General features: G+C 48.8%; 15 protein-coding genes. 1 reads left to right on the top strand and 14 read right to left on the bottom strand.

Annotated features, from left to right (window positions below):
* Nucleotides 1–37: 37 nt before the first annotated feature.
* On the bottom strand, nt 38–2,248 hold the full coding sequence (locus ACO1NT_RS14650; RefSeq protein WP_449049474.1) for a TIM-barrel domain-containing protein: 2,211 nt from the start codon (nt 2,246–2,248) through the stop codon (nt 38–40).
* A 232-nt stretch (nt 2,249–2,480) separates the two neighbouring features.
* On the opposite strand from ACO1NT_RS14650, the gene ACO1NT_RS14655 reads away from it, so the two are divergent.
* On the top strand, nt 2,481–3,503 hold the full coding sequence (locus ACO1NT_RS14655; protein ID WP_449049475.1) for a GntR family transcriptional regulator: 1,023 nt from the start codon (nt 2,481–2,483) through the stop codon (nt 3,501–3,503).
* Between the two features lie 89 nt (nt 3,504–3,592).
* Here the strand turns inward: ACO1NT_RS14655 and ACO1NT_RS14660 are convergent, their stop codons facing one another.
* The 13 genes from ACO1NT_RS14660 to ACO1NT_RS14720 form a co-directional block, all read right to left on the bottom strand.
* On the bottom strand, nt 3,593–5,290 hold the full coding sequence (locus ACO1NT_RS14660) for an exo-alpha-sialidase (RefSeq protein WP_449049476.1): 1,698 nt from the start codon (nt 5,288–5,290) through the stop codon (nt 3,593–3,595).
* A 74-nt stretch (nt 5,291–5,364) separates the two neighbouring features.
* Complete coding sequence (locus ACO1NT_RS14665; RefSeq protein ID WP_449049478.1) at nt 5,365–6,597, bottom strand: MFS transporter; 1,233 nt, start codon at nt 6,595–6,597, stop codon at nt 5,365–5,367.
* Between the two features lie 8 nt (nt 6,598–6,605).
* Nucleotides 6,606–7,733, bottom strand: a complete 1,128-nt coding sequence (locus ACO1NT_RS14670; protein WP_449049479.1) for a galactose oxidase — start codon at nt 7,731–7,733, stop codon at nt 6,606–6,608.
* Nucleotides 7,730–8,662: a dihydrodipicolinate synthase family protein gene (locus tag ACO1NT_RS14675; RefSeq protein WP_449049480.1), complete on the bottom strand. Its 933-nt coding sequence runs from the start codon at nt 8,660–8,662 to the stop codon at nt 7,730–7,732. Before ACO1NT_RS14675 ends, ACO1NT_RS14670 begins: the two co-directional genes overlap by 4 nt.
* A gap of 39 nt (nt 8,663–8,701) precedes the next feature.
* Nucleotides 8,702–10,207: a sodium:solute symporter family transporter gene (locus ACO1NT_RS14680; protein WP_449049481.1), complete on the bottom strand. Its 1,506-nt coding sequence runs from the start codon at nt 10,205–10,207 to the stop codon at nt 8,702–8,704.
* Between the two features lie 10 nt (nt 10,208–10,217).
* Nucleotides 10,218–11,912, bottom strand: coding sequence for a GMC oxidoreductase (locus ACO1NT_RS14685; RefSeq protein ID WP_449049490.1), 1,695 nt, complete (start codon nt 11,910–11,912; stop codon nt 10,218–10,220).
* 9 nt (nt 11,913–11,921) lie between these two features.
* Complete coding sequence (locus tag ACO1NT_RS14690) at nt 11,922–12,251, bottom strand: hypothetical protein (protein ID WP_449049482.1); 330 nt, start codon at nt 12,249–12,251, stop codon at nt 11,922–11,924.
* Between the two features lie 2 nt (nt 12,252–12,253).
* Nucleotides 12,254–13,183 (bottom strand): DUF6772 family protein, encoded by a 930-nt coding sequence (locus tag ACO1NT_RS14695; RefSeq protein ID WP_449049483.1) that lies wholly within the window; start codon nt 13,181–13,183, stop codon nt 12,254–12,256.
* A gap of 14 nt (nt 13,184–13,197) precedes the next feature.
* A complete protein-coding gene (locus ACO1NT_RS14700; RefSeq protein WP_449049484.1) occupies nt 13,198–14,979 on the bottom strand; it encodes an exo-alpha-sialidase in 1,782 nt (593 codons plus the stop codon).
* 68 nt (nt 14,980–15,047) lie between these two features.
* Nucleotides 15,048–15,653, bottom strand: coding sequence for a hypothetical protein (locus ACO1NT_RS14705; protein ID WP_449049486.1), 606 nt, complete (start codon nt 15,651–15,653; stop codon nt 15,048–15,050).
* 17 nt (nt 15,654–15,670) lie between these two features.
* A complete protein-coding gene (locus tag ACO1NT_RS14710; RefSeq protein ID WP_449049487.1) occupies nt 15,671–16,948 on the bottom strand; it encodes a DUF4998 domain-containing protein in 1,278 nt (425 codons plus the stop codon).
* A gap of 22 nt (nt 16,949–16,970) precedes the next feature.
* Nucleotides 16,971–18,179: a DUF5000 domain-containing lipoprotein gene (locus ACO1NT_RS14715; protein WP_449049488.1), complete on the bottom strand. Its 1,209-nt coding sequence runs from the start codon at nt 18,177–18,179 to the stop codon at nt 16,971–16,973.
* Between the two features lie 35 nt (nt 18,180–18,214).
* The coding region (locus ACO1NT_RS14720) for a RagB/SusD family nutrient uptake outer membrane protein (protein ID WP_449049489.1) at nt 18,215–19,526 on the bottom strand (1,312 nt) is incomplete at its 5' end.

A 19,526-nucleotide genomic window follows, 5' to 3' on the forward strand; every position in this document is an offset into this window, starting at 1 on the left:
GATAATTGATCTACAACTTTATTTTGCTGAAAAAATGTTACTCAATCACATAATGGTGCCCGGCTTCCATCACAAACTGAAGAGCATGCCTTTCCCATGCCGTTCGTATCCTCTTGCCGGTAGTTGAGTCCATCACGATAGATTTCTTTGATGGAGTTTCCCGAATATCGATGACCGATTGGCTCCGCCCGTCTTTATGCCGGAACGTGATATGGCCGGCAAAATCGACGTCATAAAGCCGGGCATACAGCGCATTTTCCGCTTGCTCAACCACAAAGCCCTTCCCCCCAACGAACAACGGTGTTTTATCAACCGGAATCTCGAACTCATCAAGCATCATCGGCCCCTGGTATCTATTGCCACTATCGTAGTCGATCCAGACCCCTTCGGGAAGGTAAACATCGCGTCGATTGGTCGTATGGTAGTCATTCCCATATAAGGGGTATGCCATCAATGATTCACCAATCATCCATTGGTAGCCTCGCTTCCGATTGTTCTCCCGATCATAGGTTGCCTTGTCATCTTCAAAAGCAAGCGGAAGGGGCGTCAATGGGTAGGGGAAACCTGTTTCGTAAGCTTTCAAAGCCGCATCAAAAATATATGGCTGCAAGGCGTGATGCCGTTTGGCGGCATCCAGACATACTTCAGCTACCTGATCGTCATTCAACTGCCATACGCCGAAACCAAATGACATAGCGGGGTTCAATGAAGCATACTGTACATTTCGCATCAGATAAATCCGCAATTTATTCCGATCAATTTTGCCAAACCGATCTCCTGCCAGCCCCGTACCGCCAACAATATCCGGGTACGTGTATGGAAATCCACTATAAGAAAACGCCAAGCCATTGACCGGCCCGCGATCTTGATTTTGATTGAAGTTGAAATCGTCATACCGATGCAGGTCCATGGGGGAACCCAAATACCCATTCCGCCCCATCACATACACACCTTTATCCATCAATCCACGGTTTACGGCATCGAGCTTGTCGTCATCAAAATCGCCTATTTCATAGCCAAACAAATCCTCCTTGAAGCCATCTATCCCGTAAGCTAACCATTTCTCACACAACGTCAAGTACCACGCCACCGCCTCGGGGTTATTGCCATCGAGCAAATAACAATCGGACTTTGGGAAATTGACCTTAAATAACCGCGATTTGCCGTCCTTTTGAATAAAATATCCATTTTCCAATCCTTCGTGAGTGTACATCCCATTGGGTATGAAAGCAATGCGCAACCCTAGGATGACTTTTAATCCAAGCTGTTTATAATAAGCAATAAAGCCTTCAGGGTCTGGGTATTTTTCGTTATCCCAAGCACCAAAGCTTGTTGTGGCCAATAGACGATCCTCGTTGTTAGGCCAAAATCCGGACCCCACCACCATCCAACTCAATGGATAACCCGATTTTAAATACGTATCTACATTCTCTCGGATAGTATGGTGATTCGTCACCCAACCCAACGCGCCGAATGCCTCCCAGCCAACACCAAACCATTCGTATTTAGGTTTATAAACTTTATAGCCTTCCCGGTTCCTCGCATCGAGGTAGTCTTTATAAATCTCCTTTGCCCCTCCCGTGAAATAATAGAGCGCCCGAAGCGAATTGACGTAAACACTCCCTTGCTTCCACTCCGCCTTCGAAACAGCAACAATTTTTTTCGAAGGTTCCATATTGACAAAAGCGACCTGGTTTGCCGGACTAATGACAAAGTTGCTTGTTAACCGCGACGGCTTGCCGTCAGATAAAGCACCAAAGTAGTTCGATGAGTACCCCGTCACTTCTGTTGACGGGTCTTTCCGGTACGCCGCGTGATCTGATAGACCAAACGCTGGTGTGACACCTTGCGTCGCAAAGAAAACCGACCCCCGGATATTCTCGTCGGCGAAAGTTGCAGAAAACTTAACGCAATTATCGTAAAACTTGATGCCGACGATGGCCGCTATCCCCAAGCGATTCGTCACTGCAACTGCCACCGAATCGCCATATGCGTTCAAAACTCGTGCACGGGCCACCGGTGATTTCAGCAATACTAGACCAGCCGCTTCGTGTGCCGCTAAAAGCTGCTTTCCGTCTCTACTGATCGAAAACCTGAATCCTTCTTTCTGAATTTCGAGGTCGTGTATACCCCTATGGAGCACAATGGTGCTGTCGTCCTCTTCAACTTCTAGACTATCCGCAAATACAACCATACTCAAAAGCGCCATAAGCGTGATAAGCTGCGTCTTTATAACTACATATTTCATATACAGTGTTCAATAAACTTCATGCTGTGACGACTACCTAACTGGTCCCAATCTCAATTCAAACTGGTCTGGTGTGGTCTGGTAATAAAACCACACTGCAAGTATAAGGCATTTCGTTTGATACTTCCAAATAAAATTGAAAAAATATGATTTTGTCATCAAAATAGCCCCAAATCTCCATTGAAAGCCACAACTGGTTTGGTTTGTTGTGGTATTTATCTATTTTTGTGCCATGCAAATAGAAACCCTAGAAAACACAGCCAATCCTTCAGCCCAACGCATGAAATACATGCAACTGGTCGATCATATCAATGGGCTCATTGAATCGGACCAACTGCGTATCGGCGACAGGCTGCCCTCTCTCAAACAACTGGAGAAAGATCTCCGAATGAGCAAGGAAACGTTACTTAAAGGGCTTAACCACCTACTCGAAAAAGGCATCGTCGAATCGGTTTACAGAAAAGGATATTATGTTAAGAAGAAGTCGGTAAACCATACCTACCGCGTGTTCCTACTACTTGACAAAATGAACGTCATGCGCGATCGGTTCTATCACACGCTATTCGATGAGCTGAGGGATATAGCCGACGTTGATATCTATTTCCACCATCATAACTTTAAAGTATTTGAAAACCTCATCCGGGAAAACCTCTCCAACTATACACATTTCGTCATCGCCACTTTTCTCAAAGACGACCCGTCCGAAGTCCTTAATCTCATCCCAGCCCAAAAGCGACTGATTATTGATTACAACCATCCCGAACTTGAGGGCGAGTACTCCAATGTATTCCAAGATTTCGAGCATGACATCTACGATGGAATGAATCAGTTGCAAAAGCAATTATTGAAATACAAAAAACTGGTACTAATAGCACCCACCGAGGCCTTACATGCGCGTCTTGTCGTGGACGGGTTCTTGCGTTTCTGCATGGAGCATGGTCACCGGTACGCCATCGAACATGAAGTAGAGGCGGGGAGTTTCAAAAAAGGTAACGCTTACATCACTTTCAGTCGTTACGACACTGATGATGTGGCCTTGATTAAACTGGCCCGGGGAAAAGGCTATAAATTGGGCAAAGATATTGGTTTGATTTCCTACAACGACACGGCTGTTAAAGAAATCCTTGAAGATGGCATTACGGTCATTTCAACCGATTTCGAGGCCATGGGCAAAGCGGTCAGCTATGCCATCGTCAACCGAAAAACGGTGGTGCAGCGAAATCCAACCCAGGTTATCGTCCGTAACTCATTGTGAACCCATTAACATCCCACTGACAACTTTTTGCTGTCGTTGCAGATCGCATCGTGGAAATCGCTGGCCTGTCATATTTCCTTACGGATACTTCATTTAATCAATTCGCCAACATTAATTTTCTGAAAAACCAAGTCCGCACGACTACTCTCGTACAAAACCCCAATTTCTCCTTTATCGATAGCGGTGATACAGGAATAACCGCTACTTCTCCCCGCATCCAACAATATCCAATTTTCACGCGGCCAAGTCAGGCCATCGTCAAAGCTAACCTTTACCGTCATGTTTTCACGAACACCCTTCGAATTGGGGTTTAGAAAAATCAATAACCGTTTGATCTCGCCATCTACAACATACTCGTGTGCATAAAGGCTGGCCATACACGTCGGCTCGGGCAATGCCCGGAACGACGTTGGGTGTTTTTGCCACGTTTTCCCCATGTCGTTGGTCACCGCGATTGCCCGCCCGTTGTCGGGCCCGGCGTTACCCCGATTCCGGTTAGCCCGCATATTCAGCATCAGCGATCCATCGGCCAGCTCCACCACCGCACATTCGGTCGTCCCTGCCGGCACCTCCAACGCCTGATTGCTGGTCGACCAGGTTTTCCCGCCGTCTGCGCTGTAAGTGATGTTGGAGAAAGGCTTTCCAGCGGCATCCCGCCCCTGGGTTGGAAATACCAGCATACCATCGGTCATTGTAATACCATTGCCTGGTGCCGGCGCCCATAGCCACCATTCCTCCCGTTTACACTGTTCCGTAAGATTTACCGGCTCGCTCCAGGTTTTACCATCGTCCGTGCTTTTCACCACAAGGAATTGGGAAGTCTGTTTGACACCCAAGCCCGGCTGGGACCCTTTCGTTCGCCACTGGTGGTTCCAAACCGTACTAGTGTCGGTGAGATTTTCTACCCATTCGCCCGCATCATTAATCACACCGTGCATCCATAAACCCGCAATATAGATTGCGTCGGAGTTCCTGTCTACCAATATGCAGGCGTCAGACACGCCATTAAACTTCTGGGGCAGTCCACCCCATTTGCCCATATTCACGGCTATTTGCAGGGGCTCCCAAGTTTGCCCACCATCCTCGCTCCGGTGTAAACCGATGTCCATATCACCCTGCAAATCGCGGCGGCTATCATGTCTTGCGTCAAAAATAGCAAGCAACGTGCCTTTCTGTGTCGTTGCCAGACCCGGTATCCGCGAGGTGTGCACACCATCCTGCATGTGTCGACGAACGGCGGCCGCAGGACGCAAATACGCGCGCGGATTGGCAATATCCGATAACTGCAGCAATTTCTCGCCGACTTGCACACGGGTAAGGTGGCAAATAAACAACGAACCCAAATCCACATCATCCGCGAGCCCAATAGAGACCTCAAAATAGTGATGCCCCGGCGGCAATTCATGGGAACCCGAAACGACAACAGATTGACCATCAAACGCTCCGGCACCGAATTCTTCAAGTTCATTGGAATTCGGCCTGTCGCCTTCGAAATCAGCCCCCATGTAATCGACCCTCAAAGCCGCTATTCCGTCTTCTGAGAACCGGCTAGAAAGATCGAACACGAGATGGTTCAACGTAACTTCCTTGTCCCCAGAAATCGCAATTTCGATCCGCATCACCGGGTTACCATCTTCTCCCAAAATCGCCGGGATGTTATACGCAACGGTCTTTACTTGCACAACATCGCCTACAGCTGTAGCGAAGCAAACCGCATGCAGACAGCAACCGATGACCAACAAAACGATTCGGTTAATCTTTCCATTACCCATAGCTAGATACTCCATATACTTCTATGATCTCTTAAAATTACGGTCCCTATCATCCATTTAAAACCACGCATCCACTACACTGCTGTTCATCAAGACTCCTGTTTAACCCTTACAAACATCAACGACCACGTCGCCACTAACAGCAGGCATGCAGCGACAATATATACAATGGAAAGCTTGATGTCAGCATCTTTCAACGCTCCGCCGACATAGACCATTAAACCGCCGGCGATGGTACTTAGGAAATTCAATACACCATAGGCCGTAGCTGCGTAGCGGCTGCCTATCACCTGCCTGATCACCGGCATAAGGTTAGCATCGCTGAATCCGCGGGCCATTCCAAAAAAGAACAGCGCCATAATGGCCATTAAGAAAAATGATGTCCACGACATAAGTATCAAGAATGGTGCACCAACGGCAAATCCGATCACGATGACAAGAATCCTACTCTTGCGATTTACCTTAGACCACCAATCGGCCCAAAAACCACCGAGTAGTACACCTACTAACGATCCAATTTGCGGGTATAGTGTCGCCGAAAGCCCCGCCTCTCCCAAGCCTAGCGAAAACTGCCCCCGCAAAAATGTCGGCAGCCAAGCGTATATCAGCCAGTTAGCTATACCCAGCACAACGAAATAAAACAGCAGCACCAGATAGGAACGCTCGCCAACCAATGTCTTAGCGGCATCCGTAAATCCAACGGGCTGGGGTCTTTGGGCTGATTGAATCCCAGGGGCCAAATCATCCGTTCTACGATCGCGCAAGAAAAACAACAATACAAGCGCATAAAGGCAACCGAAGAAACCAAACAAATGGAAACCGTAACGCCAGCCCCACATCTCTGCGATATACCCACCTACTCCACCTAGCGCTAGTCCCACATACAAACCACTAAAGTGGATACCTGTTGCCAACGACCTGGTTTTTCCACGGTGGTAGTCGGTAATCAGTGCAAGGCCAGCCGGAATATAAAACGCCTCGCTGGCACCCATCACAATACGCGCAACCAACAATTCCTCGTACGATGACACATACCCAGTCCAAGCCGTTGCGAGCGACCATACGGCCACACTGAATATGATCACGTTCCTTCTACTGTATTTGTCAGCGAGATAACCGCCAAACGGGCTAAGTATGCCGTACGACCATAGGAAGACCGCCGTCAGCAAGCCAAACTGGGCATCGGTCAGCGAAAACTCGCCGACGATGGGGTCGCGCATGGTGGTTATTAAAATGCGGTCAAGGTAGTTCAGGAACGCTACAATCCATAGCAACCCCACCAATAACCAAGGGTACCAAGATTTCGATACTAGCTTGCTCATACCGTTTCTTATTCATCGAGAAGTGTAACGGATAACACCCGATTTGTCCGGACACCAGGGCGAATTTCACCCATCGGCATCACATACCTGTTACCCCAACTAATCCCGGTAGTTGTCACCGGCGCCCAGGTGCTCGCATTGGGGTTCTGCGCCGGGTCGGGTTGTTTATCAGTGGCTATCGTACCTTCGGTTTGCCATGCATCGCGTTTTACGTCATAGGCAAGAATGTCGGTGGTGAAGCCCGGATGCTCATCCTTCAGGGCACTATGCTGTTCCGCCAAGCTTCCGTCGTCGCCGCCAAATACCAGCAAGCGTTGGTCGCGCGTGGTATACCCCGGGCTGGGCGCCGCCGCGACAGCGTGTGGCAGATCAGCAATTTTCTGCCACCCCAAGCCCGGCGTATATCGGAAAGCGTCCGTAAGGTATGTCCGTGAGGGGGAAGCATCGCTATCGTTTACGCTAAGAGATACCCCACTGAGCAGGTAGAAGGTATGATCGACCGCACCTGCGACAGCGAGCATGCGCGGGTCACCGGGCCAGGGTTCCAGCACTTCCCAATGCCGTTCCGCCGCCGGTTTCGCCAAGTCGAGCGCCCAGAAATTCGCCATGGCTTCCGTAGCCGTTGGCGAAGCGAGCCCCCCTGCTATATAAATCACATCGCCAATCAGCGCCCCACTAGCGTTGGCAATGGCTTTCGGCAACGTGGGTAATGAATCGATCTCGAGCTTGCCCGCCGCATATCGCATCGCGTAGGCATGCGCATAGTGCCTTTTTTGATCGCCGCCGCCCAACAGAATCACTTGGTCTCGCCAAGTGAGTGAAACCCCGTACCCCATCGGCCGGGGCAGCTTTCCGACAATTTCCCAACGATCAGCGCCTTCCCCGAGCGCAAACACCTTGTCGCTCCACTGTTTTATGCCCCCGGTCCACGGCCGCGTACCCCGAGGGAAATTAGCACCGCCCGCTACGAGTATATAGCCCTCGCTGACGCCAGCAAACGAACCTGCAAACCCCACGGCATCGGGTAGTTGCGGAAACTGTTGCCAATCAAAATGCGTTACGGTCTTATTATTTTCACAAGTATGTATCATTGCGAAAACCATCACCGGCAACCAAATATTTCCGCCGTTCATCATATCTTTTGTGTGGTCCGTTTCATTTCTTCCAACGCCTGCAGGAAACCTATCTCCTCCAACCGAGATGCCAACAATTCCTTTTCTTCCAACGTAAGCGGCACCAAAGGTAGGCGGGTGCGCCCCAGTGGATGACCGATGATATCCATGATCGCACGTTGTGAAGGAATCGGTGAAAACCTCGCCATCTCACGAACCATGTTTACCAGCAATAATTGGGTTCGCTGTGCTTCCACAATATTCCCCTGACCAAAAGATTCCATCACACGGATATACAACGGCGCAGCGAAATTATAGGTGCTCCCCACCGCTCCTTTCGCCCCCACGGCCAGCGCCGGTAGCAGCAATTCATCATAGCCATAAAGCACATCAAACTTGTTATTACCGTAAGCCAAACATGCTTGGTATTCATGAATGGTCGCTGCCGTATATTTAATGCCGGCCAACGTGGGTATACGTTTTTCACCGAACTGGAGAAACTTGACCATATCCATACCTACACCGGTTAATGCAGGGATGTGATAATAATAAAACGGCGTGTTTGGAGCCGCTGCCGCAATCTGTGCCATACTATCTGCCAGATTTTCCACGTCCACGGGCTTGAAATAAAATGCTGCCACCGCCGATATGGCATCAGCACCGATTTCTTCAGCATGGCTCGCCAATCTTTGTGATTCTGCGACAGAGGTATGCCCTACATGCACAAACACGAAGAGTTTTCCCTTGGCCAACGTTACGTATCGCTCCGCCACGGCCATCCGTTCTTCCATCGTAAGGTTTGGGCCTTCGCCATTGGTTCCGCAAACGAACACGCCTTTCACACCATCAGCTATCAATTTATCAATCATTGGGGCAATCCCGTCAAGATCGATCGAACCATCTTCATGGAATGTGCCAAACGTAGCTGCTATTAAACCTTGTATTTTTCTCATTATAGTTTGTGTTTAAATTCAATTTTTACCAACGCGTAATCAGGTATGGCCAGCACCACCGCTGCCCAACTCATCACACCTGGTCAAGCGAACGCTTCTTTTTATACGGTAAACCAATTTTAACTGACCTTCATTCAATCGTTCGCCCAACAGGGTACTCACCACGAAGCCCACCAGATAGGTGGTTATTCCTCCGAACGCGCTATACCACATATAGGATATATCCGTAAAACTCGCCACATACAATACCAGCGCAAACCCCACTACAAAACCTGTCAAAGCACCTTTCGGTCCCGCTTTTCGGCTCAGCATACCGAGCAAAAATACCCCCACCAATGCACCCCCAAAAAAGTTGATAATCGTAGTAGCTGCTTCGAGGATGTTACCCAGCAGCCCGCCTAAACAAGCCAAAACCGTCGAAAAGATACCGATAATCAGCGTCACCGTCCTTGCCAGTTTCACACTAGCCTCTCGTTGCTTAAACCGGGTGTAGAAATCCGAAACAAATACTGTCGTAAGCGAATTCAGTACGGAACTGATGGTAGACATAGCGGCGGCAAAGAGCGCAGCAATCAGAAACCCCCTGAACCCGGTGGGTAGCTCCTCAATAACAAACCGGATGAAGACCTGATTGCTTTCGATATCCACCTGGTTCCGCTGATGGTAAAAAGCAAACAGTACGGCACCTTCAAAGAAAATCAAGAAGCCTATCAAGGTAGCCACCAATACCGACGCAATAAATGCGTAATTTGCTTTCCGCAATGAATTAACAGTCAGGAACCGTTGCATTTCTGCTTGATCGGTACCAAATTGGGAAATGATCAAAAATGCACCACCAATAATGCCCCCCAATACCGTATAGGTATCCGTGAAACTTGTCGAAAAATTAAAAAAGTTAAATTTCCCATATTCGTGGGCAACGTCGATCACTTCATCAAAACCACCATCAATGCCACTCACGGCAACAGCAATGATCACGAATATTCCGCCCAACATGATAATCAACTGGGGCACATCTGTCCATATCACCGCCTTCATCCCACCGATCAACGTATAGGCCGTGGTAAGCACACCTGTTAGCAACACCACCCATATGATATCCACACCGCTCAGCACACTGATAATAATGGCGGGGGCGTAAATACCGATCGCCAAGAAACAACTCTTGAATAAGATAAATAATCCGCTGCCAAGGAGCCTGACCGTGAGATTAAATCGCTTTTCTAGGTACTCGTATATCGAATACAGCTTCAGGTTAAAAAAGAACGGAATGATGATAATGCAAATCACCGCAATGGCAATAGGCATCGCCAAACGATACTGGAGAAATGAAAAGTCTGAACTGAACCCTAAACCTACAGCTCCAATATAAGAGATGGCGCTGGTTACCGTAGCGATACCCGCAAATGCCGCCGCCCACCACGGTATGGTACCGCCGCCCATCAAAAAGTCTTTCAATGATTTTTGCGACTTACCAAAGAAACCGGCCAGCACGACCACGCCAAGGAAATAGGAAATCAATATAATATAATCTATGATATGCATGCTGATCCGTTTATAAACTACCGCGCTTCAATTCTCGTGTCGCATAGTCGGCCGCTCTCGCCGTGAGGGCCATATAGGTCAATGAAGGATTGACACAGCCAGACGAAGTCATACAGGAGCCATCGGTAACGAATACATTGGGGGCGTCCCAAACCTGGTTATGTTCGTTTACTACCGATGTTTCCTGGCTTTTGCCCATCCTTGCTGTCCCCATTTCATGTATTCCAGCACCAAACCCGTAGCCAAGATCAAACGTTTTAACGTCTTCCAGTCCAGCCGCCACCAACATATCTTTCGCCTCATCCATCATATCCCGACGCATGAGGTGTTCGTTTGATTTAATCTCACAATCCATTTCGAGTACCGGCAACCCCCACCTATCCGTAGTCTCCCTATTCAAATAAGTCCTGTTTTCATGGTAGGGCAATATTTCTCCAAAAGCAGTAATTCCCATCGACCACGCACCGGGCTCGCAAAGCTCGTTCTTCAACGACACGCCGACGCCCAGTTCAGCAACACCACGCTTCCATCCAGAACGGCTTGCCCGACCCTGATACCCGAACCCCCTGAGATAGGGCCTTCGGTCCCCGCCAATGTTTTGGAAGCGCGGTATATATATCCCATTAGGCCGCCTACCATAGTAGTATTTGTCTTCAAAACCGGGCATGGTACCTTCAGCACCGCAACGGAAGTGATGATCCATCACGTTATGGCCCAATTCACCGCTGCTGCTTCCCAGTCCACCTTCCCACACGTCCGTGGCCGAATTCATCAATATCCATGCAGAGTTCAAGGCCGAGGCACACAAAAAGACCACATCGGCCAAATACTCGTAAGTCTGTAGCGTCTCGGCATCCAGCACCTCAACGCCAATCGCCCTACGTTTATCGCGATCATACAAAATCCGGGTAACGATAGCGTATGGCCGCACGGTCAGGTTTCCCGTCGCCGTAGCCGCGGGGAGGGTGGCCGATTGGGTACTGAAGTATGCCCCAAAATTGCACCCTGCAGAACATTGGTTCTGGTATTGGCAATTGATTCGGCCATGGTGTGGCTGCGTTAGATTCGCAGACCTGCCAATGATTACATGCCGAGCACCCTGGTAGCGCGCCTTTATCCGCCGTGCCACGTCCTTTTCCACTACGTTCATTTCCATCGGCGGCAGGAATTCCCCATCAGGCAAAACGTCTAATCCGTCTCGATTTCCATTGATTCCTACAAACCGCTCCACATAAGTATACCAGGGAGCAATGTCTTTATACCTTATCGGCCAGTCAATCGCGATACCATCAGTTATATTCGCTTGGAAGTCGAGATCGCTTAACCGGTAACATTGTCTTCCCCAAGTCAAAGACCGACCACCGATCTGGTACCCACGATACCAGTCGAATCGCTTGGCTTCAACGTAAGGGTGATCCTGTTCATTGGTCCAAAAACCAATGTTCTTTACATTCAGTCCCCTCCTGCGCAATACCTTATAGTTATCTTGTTGAATAAGCGGAAACGCGCCACGATGGGTGTAGTCCCAAGGGTGTTTGGTTGCTTCTACATAATCCTTAACGTGCTCAACCGGTCTACCCCGTTCCAACATAATGGTACGAAGCCCCCGTTCGGTAAGCTCCTTGGCCGCCCAGCCGCCACTTATACCCGATCCCACGACAATCGCATCATAACGATATGTATTAGCCGAATTTATGTTTAGCATCATCCGCGCTTATCCTTTTAGATGAAGGTGTATGGACAATTTTGCGGTTGCACCAATAGGTAGCCGTCCATTTATACGGAGCCAATTACCGAAATGACTGACTTTTGCGAAATAATGTCCTGGCCGATCTATCGGTTCAAATGAGGTGCCTTCCGGAATCCAGTTAATCCCGTCCGATGAGATTTCGACATGTGCATCTAGCAACGCTGACGCCCCCATCTCCTCGATGATCAGAAAAAATATCGCTTCCGAGGCCCAACCCGCTTCCATGGGATGGGATGCAAATTCCCCCTGTACCGTAATGCGCCGCTCAACGGCAGATGCCTGAAAATTTTTCATCGTTACTCTCCGGAAATTACAACAGAATCCACATAAAAAAACACGCGCCTATTGGCATCATTCTCAACCCATACACTTGGGTTGAACAATCCTTTAATCCGGGCATACGGTGGTGTAAGCGTCGGTGCGATACCCCGAAGATCAAAAATGGTATTGCCTGATTGCAATTCGACATATTCGCGCTTGTCGGTATCGATCAGCAACCTCACATAACCCCAGTTTATCTTATCATCGCTCTCATTATAGCATAGATCCTGGTAACCATCTTCCACCCACTCAAACCCATCGGTTGAGCCATCCGGATAACGCTTCCCGTACCACATCGCATCAATACCATGTTTGCACCAATCGTTCTCCACGCCATACGCCCATTCCAAATCCGTTACATCCTTTGCTTTGAATATCTGCCATTTCCTTACCATTTCGCCATCCACCGAATTGAGGTACCTGGCACCTATGAAATACCGGTAGTCGTCATCCTGAATATCAAAGAAGAAACCAAAGGCGCGCATCGCCTGCTCACTGAGCCCCTGCCTGTCTTGTTCGGGGGTATAGGCATACCACATTTCGAACTGCCGCAGCCCTTTGGGCAAGTGCGTGGTCAGCCGTTTGATACCATGCGACAAACTGCCCGGTGCAGGGGCTTCCGTATAAGGCCGGGCTGCAGGGCGCGTGGACAGTTTCATAGAATACGTACCATCCATCGAACCGTGCGTGCCTGCCAGGCGGAAACTCGCCGAACTAAGCATGATGGGCCCCCATTGGGTTTTATCCACGTGGCTGTATCGCAACGTATTAAAATCTTTACCCACATAATTGGGGTGCAAGTCAATCCATCCACACAACCCTTTATCGAAATCATCATACGCGATAATGCGTTTCAACGGACTGTATTTACTCAGGCCTTGATCTAAAGCAATAATATGTTCCATTCGTTATCTGTTACTTAAAACTCGGTCGGCCATGAGTCGTATGGCTTCAGTTTTGATTTTTCAATACGATATAACCGCAACCGTTGATGGTTGTGGCCGTTATCGGCGGCCCGATCGGATCTCCCAATGGTCACATACAGGTAGTCTTCCGTAGCCGTTAGACTCGGGTCAAGAATCTGGGTGATGATCCGCCGATCTTTCTTCGCAGGGCTTATCCATCGCTCTACGTCCATCATATATTCCCAATTGATACCGTCATAACTCCTTGCCAAGCCTAGCCTGGACCGGGGCAAAAACACGATGTCCGTATCATCCGTATTGTTGTACACCCATACCATATAAAATGTGGTTCGTTCCGCATAGGTGTCTTCGATCAGTGCGAAAGAGGACCGTGAATTGCGGAATTGATCTAATGCGAAATCACCTTTCCACGTCACGCCATTGTCGTACGATTCCGAATACCGCACGCTGTGTGCATTGTTCCAGGGTGTATACAGCCGTAACGTCCCATTCGAAGTTTGTATCACCTTGCCCTCAGCGTACCGTTCCAGATCGGTAAAATCGTCCGAATCATTCAACGACTGGTTCCAGGTCATACCCTCATCGTCCGAATAATAAATTTCCGTTTTGTGCCCTACAATTTTCTTTCCATCGTCTTTCCGCACAGGCACCACAAAGAACACGCGCCCATCGGGCATCTGCGTCAGTTTATCGTTCATCACGATGGCATTGGACATACCGGGGAGCCCTTGTCGGCTCACTTCCCATGTCACGCCGCCGTCCACCCATGTGGTCCCATCGTCGTCCGAAAGCTTGGCCCTGAACCGCAACGGCCGGTCGAACCGATCGGGGGTACCGTCAAACTCGGCCACCATGTTCAGCAACTTGCCCGACTGCAGTCGGAGCACACTGTGATGTCCATGATTGTTTTTCGGCCAGCTAAAGGGGTACGGGCCACCGAATGTTTGGCCCTCGTCAGACGAATGGAATTCTTCACTGCGGTGCAGCAACAGCAGATCACCGTTGTTCTTTTCCACAATCGAAGCCCCCTCCCTAAAATCGTCATCATCGCCTACGGTGTATTCCAGCACCCCTTCATTCACCCGGCCTTGGCCACTCCGAAGATTAAGCCGCACATCATCAAAGTCAACACTAGCATTATACGCGCTTATCGCCACACGTCCGGGCGATTGGTGTCTTACATCCGTAGCCCAAAGTTTAGGTCGTGTCATATCGTTGATGTACACGGTCACGGTTTCGTTATTGGATAGTACGCGAATGTGGTACCACGCACCAACTTTCAGTGGTTCTACACCTCGTGTAAAATCGCCAACCTGTTTAAAAACCGAGGGTTCGAAATCTTTACCACGCTGTTCGGCGAGGTACCATTTCCCGGCTTTGAAATCATAGCCCAAGTATACCAGTGCTTCATAATCATTGAACCGCACGGCAAATTTGAGCTCAGCATCTTCTTCTGCAATTTCAACAACCTTGAAGCGAACATCAAATGTGACGTTTTTTTCGAATACATGCAGCCACGAATAGGTCGACACCCCGTTGTGTTCCACACGATACACATTATTACCATCCGCGTCGTTAACGACGGTCCAGTAATTGTGTTTATTGCTTTCTATCCAATGGCTCGGATTCCCTTCACTTTCGTCTTCAAAATCGTCAATGTACACTTGATTCGACAACGGACGGAATGTTTCCAACGGTTGTGAATGAACATTCGGCACGACAGCGAGTATGCCATACAGAATGAGGAAAAACCAGGATGTTTTCAGAGAGACCATGTTCACTTGGTTATATTATCTTGTCAGATACAATTCCATTTTTTCCACTCGCTTTATTTAGTTGATTTCTAAAGCACTTTATTATTATGTGCATATCGGGCTACTTTGCGTTCAACAAAGCTCAATGGCATGCCGAATGCTAGCATATTTCCTTTCGTGCGAACCTGTTGAGTCTTCGCATCACAAAAAATGATATATTCATATGTCTTTATATCAGGAGATACAAATCTGATCAGGTAAACATCATCTCCACCATGGATGTAATGCTGGGAAAGCGTATTTGTAATGTCAGCTATTTTAACTTTCGACGAGTCCAACTTATTTTCAAAATCAAGCGTAAAATAGGAATGACCGTCATCATCCTTGTATGCAGAGGAAACTCCCCACGCAGGAGCGCCATGATAAATATTGCGTCCAATAAGCGCCATCGCATGTACACTGCTCTTTACTTTCCCCTTATATTCGCAACCTAGGAAATCAATTTGGTCACTATTTGAAATACATGCAGAAAAGTTTTTGCAGAAATTATCAAAATCAAATCCTGCAGATGAGGTAGCTTTTTTATATTCAAATAGATTTACCAAATCAACTTCGCCTTCGACCTGTTGGGAGAGGGCTTTATTATATAATGATATTGTAGTGGTCATTACAATCAATATTCCGAGTAATTTCATGACGTAATTTGTTTTTATCATTCCTGAACAATCGTCCAGTAGCTTCCATTGAGCCACACCTCACTAATAAACACTGCCGTCGTATTGCCCCATGTTTCCAATACCTTGAGGCGAATATACCGTACAGCCGGCTTGTCATCGGGTATCACAAACGTTTCCCCTGCCTGCGCATATTCGATATCTTCCGCCGTTCGCTGCCCCACCGGCGTACCAGAAGGTTTGTATGATTCGCAATCCGCGAGCTTAACCCATCCATCATAGCTTCCGTCTTCCGCCGGTTCATTGCTTCCCCAAACTTCCCACCGGCGGGGATTGGCATTGGCATAGACCAAACTTTGTTGATCGAACACGCCCCGCTGCAACAGCTTAAAGTTGTTCAATTTCGCGCTCACCCCCAGATCAAACTGAAAATGCTGAGGCATTCCTGTACCGTCTGCGGTACGATACCAAGCCCGGCTCGCTGCTCTCGTGCCGTGGAAAATCCCGCTCCACAGATTAGACAGGTCATTGCCTTCCGACGAGGAAGTCACCCATATCGGCGCATCGCCCGGCAGGTAAAGCGGCGCAAACAACGATTTATCCAAGTCGATGTTTTCATGGTGCTGCATCGACACCTCCACGACACTAGCGTCCGTAACAAACGTATCAATCGCCATCGTATCGGGCAGGTAATAAGTCACATATTCGAACGGACTATTCGGTTTGTAATCTGCTAATACAGCAACCGAATCGCCGGGAAGCACTTCCACTTTCCGCTGCACGCCTTCCGCGTCCGTATAGCTTACCTCAGTACCGATAGCCTGGTTATCTGCGCCATACCATGCCAATTCCAATTTGCCGTTATTGTAGCCGATCTGTTCAATCGCCCGGTTAAGCAACGAGGCAACGTAATTGTCGCCATAAGCTTGCGCAAAGACATCGGCTTTGATAGATGAATTGCCCGCATCGTCATACGTGTAGACATCAAATGTGTATGCACCCTCAGGCAGGTTGTCCAGCACGACGTAAACCGTATCAGTACCCATCGTACGATTAATGGCGACCTCCGCTGAGTCTGCTCCACCGTTCCAGAATATCCGAGCACTCCTGACATCCGGATCCGACAAAATCGTCCACGAAAGTTTCACGCGATTTTTGCCTGGATAAGCTTTCAGCGAATCAGCACGTTGCACATACACGATTTCCCCGCCTTCTAAAAACTGTTTGTATGTATCGTCCTGTTTACGACAAGCAAAAAAACTGCTTATGCATACCCCTATTAGGAGGCAATAGATTATATAATTCGTTCTTTTCATGATCAGCTCTTTAGTTTTCATGTTATTGCCCCGGTGCTCCGAAGAAACTCAATTCGGCCAAATGGATATACTGCACTCCCCCCCAATTGCTCAATACATTGATCCGGATGTAACGCACCGGAGGCAGATCAGGAGAAAAGGAAAATTCATGCCCGCCCTGGGCAAGCTCGATGTCCTCATTGCTGGTTTGCCCTATGGGCAATCCGGATGGTTTCGACATTTCGCAGTCCATCAGTTTCGTCCAACCCTCCCAGCCATCGGTTGTAGGCTTATCAGCCCTTCCCCAAACTTCCCACCGGCGTAGATCGCCGGCATTGTAGGCAAAGTTATATTGGGGTATGAAGGCGCCACGCTGCCATAAAGTGTACCGACCCAATTTACCGACGGTCCCTAGGTCAAATGTAAAATGTGCCGGGAATGTCAACCCATTGGCCGAGCGGAAAAATCCTTCGGTGGGGATGCTATTATCCGCGTTGATGATACCGCTCCATATATTGGATAGCGTCGTACCCTCATAAGCCCCCATATCACCCGGCAGGGACGGGGATAACGTGCTGAACAATTCCTTGTCGAATTCCTTTTCGAACAACGGGGTCACGGCCTTCGTCAACATATCCGTCTTGTTCCCCCATTTGTCTTTTACGGTAAACCCAAACTGGCGTTCCTCCGCATCGAAACCGCGTATAAACAGCCTTCCCTCCAAACGGCCCGTATAGAACGTTTCCACTGGAATCCAGTCGCCCTGTTCGTCTTTGGTAAATACGTCGATGGAGACTTCCGCCTCGTGGACATTGACAAAGTCCATGCGGAGGCCACCAAAGTCTTCGTGTATATCGAAGGATTCGAGAATAGACCAAATCGGTGGCGTAAGGGGATTCAGTTTCACCACAATCGGTTTCGACCGTTTCAGGTTACGGCCCACCGTGTACAGGTTTACTTCGTATTCGCGGGTTTCGCCCAGTCCTTCAACCAGCAACGAATTGCTGTAGTATGATGCCTGCGCCGTCATCAGTTCGCCATTTTGCTCCCATTCGGCCAACACATAAAGTGCCTTTCCTCCTTGGGGAAGATCGTAAGTTATCGTAGCGCCACCAGCAATATTTTCCACTTGTATATTAGAAACGGGTAGCGGTACATGGCCATTGTCGTTCACGGGAGTCGGCCGGTCCTCCGAACATCTCAGAAACAATAGCCCTATTCCGAGCGTGATCAATATCTTATATGTATTCATAATTGTCTTAAAAATTTGAACGTTTTTTAAAAGCTTCACCATCCGGGGCTTTGCACTAAATTCCGGTTGACCAATAGTTCAGACTCCTTGATAGGCCAAAAGTAGTCGCGCATCCTGAACTGTTGATTGAATAGTAACCTTACACGATAGTAAGTCGCGGCGTCTTCTTGATAAATATCCCACCCTTGAATCGGTTCGTTCAACACTTGGGTTGCTTTCTTCCACCGTTTCAGATCCCAGTAGCGATGGCCCTCGAAAAGTAATTCAATCATCCGTTCCTGATGGATTATCTCACGCAGCCCTTGTTGTGTGGTATGCTTGGTCGCCTGGGTGGAGTGATTTGTCCAGGCATCCTCGACCGTCGGTAGGCCTGCACGCTCGCGGATGAGGTTTAACCATTTGTACACCTCATCACCCGGGCCACTCACTTCATTTAGCGCCTCGGCATATAACAGGTACAAATCAGCGAGCCTGAAAGTTGGCCAGGGGTAATTCTGAATGTTATAGGCATTCGGCGTGGCCACGTTAAGGTAATTGACCAATTTCTTCGGCCAATAGCCGGTCGCAGACCTATTGTTGAGGCCTGCACTCGAGGCAATTCCACCGGCTTTAGCGTCTACATAAATATTATCATTGTCGTCGTACCATCCGGTGCCGTACCATCTCCCTTGATCAAACCCTAAAAAGGCATAAAAACGGGGTTCTCGGTCGAAATGGAGCACGGGGATTTGTTCGCCAGGCTTTAGGTATAGCCGGTCGCTCTCCTGCGCTTGCTGCAGCTCGTACCGTTCGTTGTAACGGTAAGCCTTATCTTCATTGATTGGCACGCCGTTTTCCGTATAAAACAACTCCGCGATTTTCAGGGGAGGGCTCAGTCTCGACCGTGGCATGGATGATCCACTCAGCATTTTAGGCTGCGCGGCACTTTGGATAATGCCGCCCGTGGAGTTCGTATTTGTCCATATCTGCTCGGTGTTCCACCGTTGGGTCAAGGGATTCCGTACACTCAATTCTGTAATTGTTTCCGTAGAAAGGTCTTCACCGGATCCGGGTTGGAACGTGTACAATTCATGGCCCACCTCATGGCACAAATCGATGGCCTCCTTGCAGGCATCAACAGCCCGCTGCCATTTCTCCTGTTGAAAAGTTTGATTGAAAAACAGTTGGCCATTCGGATCTTTATAACCAGCAAAATCAGTGTTGCCATTGTATAAGGGACTGGCGGCCGTCACAAGGATGTAGGCTTTCAATGTCATGGCGATCGGTTTGATAACACGTCCTCCTTCCTGGATATCGAACTGCACCCGGTTTGGCAATACATCGATGGCTTCGTCCAGCAACTCCACC

Source organism: Parapedobacter sp. (genome assembly GCF_053550995.1).

What these genes read in the sequence shown, in the direction of transcription:
- ACO1NT_RS14650 (WP_449049474.1), bottom strand. Translation starts at nt 2,248, where the DNA reads ATGAAATATGTAGTTATAAAGACGCAGCTTATCACGCTTATGGCGCTT.
- ACO1NT_RS14655 (WP_449049475.1), top strand. Translation starts at nt 2,481, where the DNA reads ATGCAAATAGAAACCCTAGAAAACACAGCCAATCCTTCAGCCCAACGC.
- ACO1NT_RS14660 (WP_449049476.1), bottom strand. Translation starts at nt 5,290, where the DNA reads ATGGAGTATCTAGCTATGGGTAATGGAAAGATTAACCGAATCGTTTTG.
- ACO1NT_RS14665 (WP_449049478.1), bottom strand. Translation starts at nt 6,597, where the DNA reads ATGAGCAAGCTAGTATCGAAATCTTGGTACCCTTGGTTATTGGTGGGG.
- ACO1NT_RS14670 (WP_449049479.1), bottom strand. Translation starts at nt 7,733, where the DNA reads ATGATGAACGGCGGAAATATTTGGTTGCCGGTGATGGTTTTCGCAATG.
- ACO1NT_RS14675 (WP_449049480.1), bottom strand. Translation starts at nt 8,662, where the DNA reads ATGAGAAAAATACAAGGTTTAATAGCAGCTACGTTTGGCACATTCCAT.
- ACO1NT_RS14680 (WP_449049481.1), bottom strand. Translation starts at nt 10,207, where the DNA reads ATGCATATCATAGATTATATTATATTGATTTCCTATTTCCTTGGCGTG.
- ACO1NT_RS14685 (WP_449049490.1), bottom strand. Translation starts at nt 11,912, where the DNA reads ATGCTAAACATAAATTCGGCTAATACATATCGTTATGATGCGATTGTC.
- ACO1NT_RS14690 (WP_449049482.1), bottom strand. Translation starts at nt 12,251, where the DNA reads ATGAAAAATTTTCAGGCATCTGCCGTTGAGCGGCGCATTACGGTACAG.
- ACO1NT_RS14695 (WP_449049483.1), bottom strand. Translation starts at nt 13,183, where the DNA reads ATGGAACATATTATTGCTTTAGATCAAGGCCTGAGTAAATACAGTCCG.
- ACO1NT_RS14700 (WP_449049484.1), bottom strand. Translation starts at nt 14,979, where the DNA reads ATGGTCTCTCTGAAAACATCCTGGTTTTTCCTCATTCTGTATGGCATA.
- ACO1NT_RS14705 (WP_449049486.1), bottom strand. Translation starts at nt 15,653, where the DNA reads ATGAAATTACTCGGAATATTGATTGTAATGACCACTACAATATCATTA.
- ACO1NT_RS14710 (WP_449049487.1), bottom strand. Translation starts at nt 16,948, where the DNA reads ATGAAAAGAACGAATTATATAATCTATTGCCTCCTAATAGGGGTATGC.
- ACO1NT_RS14715 (WP_449049488.1), bottom strand. Translation starts at nt 18,179, where the DNA reads ATGAATACATATAAGATATTGATCACGCTCGGAATAGGGCTATTGTTT.